At 46.5% G+C, this 226-nt stretch carries 1 pseudogene; it reads right to left on the reverse strand.

Features of this window, described 5'->3' with window-relative positions:
• Positions 1–226: pseudogene (locus tag NLF92_RS13955) on the reverse strand (dioxygenase family protein); the annotation flags it as partial.

The following is a 226-nucleotide window of genomic DNA, read 5'->3' on the forward strand; positions in this document are numbered from 1 at the left end:
TCATATGAGATGTCGTCAAGATAGTCACTTTGAAAATAGGACGGGCCTTCCGTTTGAGAACCTGTGAGAGCCACACTGCATACAGAAGCAGTGTCAAATAAACTATCGTCTGGAAAGTCTGACGTCATAGCTGACGTGCCACCGCTTGCCCAACCGTCAAAATCTTCTTCAGGTTCGGCATTTGAATCGGTGTCGTTATTGGAAGATGAGGAGTTAGATGCTGTGG

Origin of the sequence: Opacimonas viscosa, assembly GCF_024199005.1 — a bacterium.
GTDB lineage: Bacteria > Pseudomonadota > Gammaproteobacteria > Enterobacterales > Alteromonadaceae > Opacimonas > Opacimonas viscosa.